Annotated in this window: 8 protein-coding genes; all 8 read left to right on the top strand. The window is 71.1% G+C overall.

The features are described from left to right. Positions 1-236, top strand: a 236-nt coding sequence (locus AC31A1_RS47140; RefSeq protein ID WP_489659217.1) for a hypothetical protein, incomplete at its 5' end; no start/stop codon positions are given. Positions 237-265: 29 nt separating this feature from the next. Then, the gene (locus AC31A1_RS47145; protein WP_489659218.1) at positions 266-649 is read left to right on the top strand and encodes a hypothetical protein; all 384 of its coding nucleotides are present in this window, start codon (positions 266-268) and stop codon (positions 647-649) included. Continuing rightward, the gene (locus AC31A1_RS47150; RefSeq protein ID WP_489659224.1) at positions 646-1,449 is read left to right on the top strand and encodes an SPDY domain-containing protein; all 804 of its coding nucleotides are present in this window, start codon (positions 646-648) and stop codon (positions 1,447-1,449) included. The genes AC31A1_RS47145 and AC31A1_RS47150 overlap by 4 nt, the downstream gene beginning before the upstream one ends. Then, positions 1,446-2,267 (top strand): SPDY domain-containing protein, encoded by an 822-nt coding sequence (locus AC31A1_RS47155; RefSeq protein WP_489659219.1) that lies wholly within the window; start codon positions 1,446-1,448, stop codon positions 2,265-2,267. The genes AC31A1_RS47150 and AC31A1_RS47155 overlap by 4 nt, the downstream gene beginning before the upstream one ends. Positions 2,268-2,374: 107 nt before the next feature. After that, the gene (locus AC31A1_RS47160) at positions 2,375-2,521 is read left to right on the top strand and encodes a hypothetical protein (protein WP_489659220.1); all 147 of its coding nucleotides are present in this window, start codon (positions 2,375-2,377) and stop codon (positions 2,519-2,521) included. Continuing rightward, positions 2,512-3,333: an SPDY domain-containing protein gene (locus tag AC31A1_RS47165; RefSeq protein ID WP_489659221.1), complete on the top strand. Its 822-nt coding sequence runs from the start codon at positions 2,512-2,514 to the stop codon at positions 3,331-3,333. The genes AC31A1_RS47160 and AC31A1_RS47165 overlap by 10 nt, the downstream gene beginning before the upstream one ends. Positions 3,334-3,382: 49 nt before the next feature. Next, positions 3,383-3,931: a hypothetical protein gene (locus AC31A1_RS47170; protein ID WP_489659222.1), complete on the top strand. Its 549-nt coding sequence runs from the start codon at positions 3,383-3,385 to the stop codon at positions 3,929-3,931. Next, on the top strand, positions 3,928-4,663 hold a 736-nt coding region (locus AC31A1_RS47175), incomplete at its 3' end, for an SPDY domain-containing protein (protein ID WP_489659223.1). The genes AC31A1_RS47170 and AC31A1_RS47175, both read left to right, overlap by 4 nt.

Genomic DNA, 4,663 nt, shown 5'->3' on the forward strand with positions numbered 1-4,663 from the left:
CACCTGGAGTACCCGTCACCCGCCCAACCGGCCGCACACCAGCATCCATCACCGCCGACCGCAAGCCCCGCCTGGTCACCGCACTCTTCCGCCGCTATCTGCGTGCCGTCACCGCCGACAGGCACACCCAGACCAACCTGCTGGCCGGCGGACACCCCGAGGCTGCCCTCGACGAAGCGCGTCGCCGGGATGTGTCCCTTCACGTCGACAGCTACCGCGTCCAGCATCCCAACTAGCAGTCCAACCTGGTCCGTTCAGGAGGCCCATGCCCGACCTGCCCCCCTACTACTCAGTGCGGCTCGCTGACGACATCGCGCTCCAACTCGGCCTGCTCACACAGCTCTTGGCCCATTCCTCGCCGCAGGAGGCCGCCCTGATTCTCAGCAAGGTCCTCGACTACGACGAGGGCCTGCTGGGACGAGTCACCGAACTGGTCGCCACCGGATCGCGCTTCGCCCAGGACCACTCTCAGCGCGGCATTCTGCCTCCCGAGGTGTGGCTCGCGATGGGCCGCTCGGCCAGCGAAATGGGGAACATCGGCGCGGAACTTGGCGGGCACGCCGACACCCTCAAGCGCCTCGGAGCACCCTCCGCCACCGCGCCTGCGAAGCCCGTCCCCTCCGCCATGGTCGTCAGGAGGAGCCGCTGAAGAAGCAGCAGTGGACGGGCTGGGGTGCCGCCGGTCAGCAGGCCCAGCAGCACTACCTCGTCGAGCCCCGCCATCTCGCCGGCGGAGGCGACCTGCGCCACGTCACCGAGTACCTGCGCGCCTGCGGATGGAAGGACAAGTCCAAGACCGGCGGACCGGTGGTCTTCGACAGCCCGGACAAGTCCGTGCGCATCGGATTCGACCCGTTCACGCAGCCCGGCGGCTGGACCATCCGCGGGAAGCAGACCGCGCACCAGGAGGCATGGCACGCCATCTTCGGCCGACAGACGCCCGTCGAGATCGTCGCCGGTCTCACCGACGCCCTGACCACCCCACGCACGGCGCACGCCCCCAACGTGTGGGAACCCCTGCTGCACCAGGGCTGGGAGACCGAGCAAGGCCGGCACTTCACCGCCCGCAGTCCGGACGGCGACGCCTTCGTCCGCTTCCACCAGTCCGGCCCCGGCCAAGCACACTGGTGGGCCGGGGCCCGCAACGAACACGGCCGGCTGTGGGAGGCGACGTTCACGCCGACCACGCCGATGCACCTGGTGCGGGCGTTCAGCACGGCACTCGCGGATCCGCAGCCGGTGATGCGGCCCCTCGGTCACATCCCGCCCTCCCGGCGGATCCGCGCCACCTCCGTGTCCGTCCTGCCGTCCCAACTCGGTGCGTGGCAGCAGGCCAGGATCACCGCCGCCAGAGCGGCTACGTGGGCCCGTCACTCCTTCGCCTCCAACCGGTCCCGCACTCCGCCCGGCGCGCGCCCGTATGCCGGGCGGTCAGGCCGGGCCCGATGAGTCACGAACGCTTCTACTCCCGCGTCACCGGCCCCACCATTCATAAGGACAACCACACGCGGTGGCTGGACGAGGTCACACCACGGCACCTGGCAGGCGGCGGCGATCCCCGGCACGTGACCGAGTACCTGCTCGCCGCCGGCTGGAGCAACCACTCGGTGCCCGGCTACCCGCACGTCCTGCTGGAGAGCCCCGACCGGCAGCTCCATCTCGCCCTGGAGCCCGCCGCGCCCGAGCCGCGCGAGCTTTGGTGGCGCATCCATCCCGCCGGACGGCGCGAGTGGTCCGCCCAGTTCGGCGGCCACACCCCCGTCGAGATCATCTCGGGCTTCACGGACGCCCTCACCAGCCGCTCGCACGTGCCGCTCGGGAACCTGTGGCAACTGGCCACCGACCGCGGCTGGTCGCTCTACCACCAGGGCTCCGGGGCAACGCTGCTGTCACCCGACGAAACCGCGGTCCTTTCCCGGGTACCTGACGTCGTCTCCGACACCCCCGGCTGGCGCTGGAAAGCAGAGGTCTCGGTTCCAGCCACGACGCAACGGCGCCAGTGGCTGTGGGGCGCGTCGATCGACGAAGCAGCACCGGGTGCTGCCATCGCGGGCTTCATCATCGCGTTGACGGACCCCGCACCGCTGCTGCGCGACGAGGGCCACCAGCCCAACACCCTGTTCTTCGCTGCCACCAGGAGCAGCGTCTCGCCGGAGCAGTGCCAGCAGATGTACCGGCAGCGACTCGACGATGCCCGGCGCACCGTGCCGCCCCCGGCCAGCCGACCCTCGCTCCCAGGGCCGGCACATCGAAGGAAGCGCCGCTAGGCCGGCACGTCCCGGCCGAGCCACCTCACCGCCCGTTTCACGCAAGGACATCGATGCATACGCCCTCGACCGCCAGCCCGCCGACGACGCCTCACGGTGACACGGTCATGGCCGGACGCGTGCGCTCTGGCCTCGACGCCGCCACCGCTCTCGACCAGCGCGGCTCCACGCACGACGGCATGCTGCCCGCCTTCGCCCAGGGCCCCAGCCGCACGTCTCGCAGCCACCAGGCGGGCAGCGGCACATGCCGGTGACCGAACGGCAGCTCGCCGCCTTCGCCGACAAGCACGCCGGGCAGATTCCGTTCGACACCAGCCCCCGCCACCTCGCCGGCCCCGGAGACGCCCGCCATGTCACCCACGGTCTGGCCGCCGCCGGATGGAGCACCGTCTCCGACCCCCTGAGCGCCGAGATCGTCCTGCGCAGCCCCGACCTTCGCCACCGCCTCCAGTTCGACCCGCAGTCCACCACCTCGGCGTGGTGGCGGCTGTGGACGGAGACCACCGACAACGGGTCGGGCTGGTACGCCGAGTTCGGTGAACTCGTGCCCGCCGAGATTCTCACCGGCTTCACGGACGCCCTCGTCGTCCCGCCTCCACAGCAGGCTGACCCGTGGCAGCCGGTCATCTCCTCGGGGTGGCACCGCGACTCAGACGGCACGGCGCACTCGCCAGACTCCATGTGCCACATCGAACGGCGCCCGCTGAGCGAATTCCACGACGGGCCGGCCTGGCACATCGAGACCCGCGAGCCCGGCCACGGCGAATTCCCCGGCCCACGCATCTGGCACGCCTACTTCGACGAGCGCACCCCCGCCCACCTGGTCGGATCGTTCCTCACCACACTGGCCGACCGCAGTCCGCTCCAGCGCGGCATGTACGACCGCACCGGCCACTACAGCGCCGTGCAGGAACCCAGCCCACTGCGCCCACAGCAGGTTGTCGACGCCCACACCACGCGCCTGAAGTCCCTCCGCACGCAGGCCCGCTCCACCCGCCGACAGCAGACGAAACCCGCGACGACCCGGGCGACCGCATGCCCAGCCCGTCCGGCCGCTCGCCGCTGAACCGACAGGACCCCTCCCCATCTCCACCGACCACCACACACACCGTGCCTTGCTCCACCACCTTGGCGCGTATCTGAGCGACAGCAAGAAGATCCTCGACGCCTGGGACAACTACTCCGACGAGCACACCGACCTCGACGGCTGGCCCCACGACGACCACTCCTACGGACTGCGCCAGAGCCAGCGCGACGCCGACACCGCCGCCGCGTTCGAGACCCTAGGCGCCGGCGCCCGCCATCTGTTGGCCACCGCCGGTGTGCAGTTGCCCCGCCTGCCGCCTGGCTCGGTGCAGTCTCACTGGAGCTACCGGCTCGGCGTCCTGCACACCGCGCTCGATCAACTCGACGCCCTGCACGAACAATGGCTGCGCACTCGCGACGCCCTCGCCGCCGACGCCACGCCCGGCACACCGGTCTTCGATGACGCCCTCGCCGAGCACCACGCCGAGTGCTGGAGCTATCTCGACGACTGGGCCACCCACGGCCACGTCATCGGCGACATCAACTCCGCCGCCCGGCACGCCCCTTCGCCTCTGGCACCCCCGCCGCGTACGGCACCGGCGCCGGCCGCCGGCCGGACGGTCGAGGTGCGCAGGTGAGCCGGTTCCCCGACGAGAGGATCGTGGTCGACTATGTCGCGCCGCGTCACCTGGCCGGCGGCGGCGATCCCACGTGGATCACCGTTCCTCTCCACCGCGCCTGCGGCTGGAACCTGGAGCACGAACCGCTGACGCCGCTGACGCCCGACGTCGTGCTCACCAGCCCCGACCAGAAAGCGCTGCTGCGTCTGGAGCCCGACCCCGACAGCCAGTGGTGGACCCTCCACCACGCGCCCGAACCGGCAGCACCGGCCTGGTACGCGAGTTTCGGAGCCCGTACCCCCGTTGAGTTCATCGCAGCCGTCACCGACGCACTCACCGACCCAACGGCGGACACGGCTGCGGCGCCGGACCCCTACGACGTGCTCCGGCAGGCCGACTGGACCCCCGCCGGTACTCGCAACGGGCTGGTTTCGCCGGACGGCACCGCGTTCCTCCAACGCTCCGACCGGGCCAACCCCTGGTTCGCCACCGTCATGGTCAACGGCTCCCGGATCGTGTGGCACGCCCACTTCAGCGAACACACGCCCTCCCGCCTGATCGCCGCGTTCACCGCGTCGCTGACCGACCCCACTCCGGTCGTGCGCGTCGTCGACACGTGGCGCCCGCCGACGCTTAACCCCCGCCTCGTCACCCGTACCCAGGTCGGCATGCGCGCAGCTCTGCTCGCTTTCGCCCTGGACGACCGTGTGCACACACTCAGCGCCCGCCACGCTCCGCCCGCCGCACCGC

Source organism: Streptomyces sp. P5F9 (assembly GCF_057961495.1).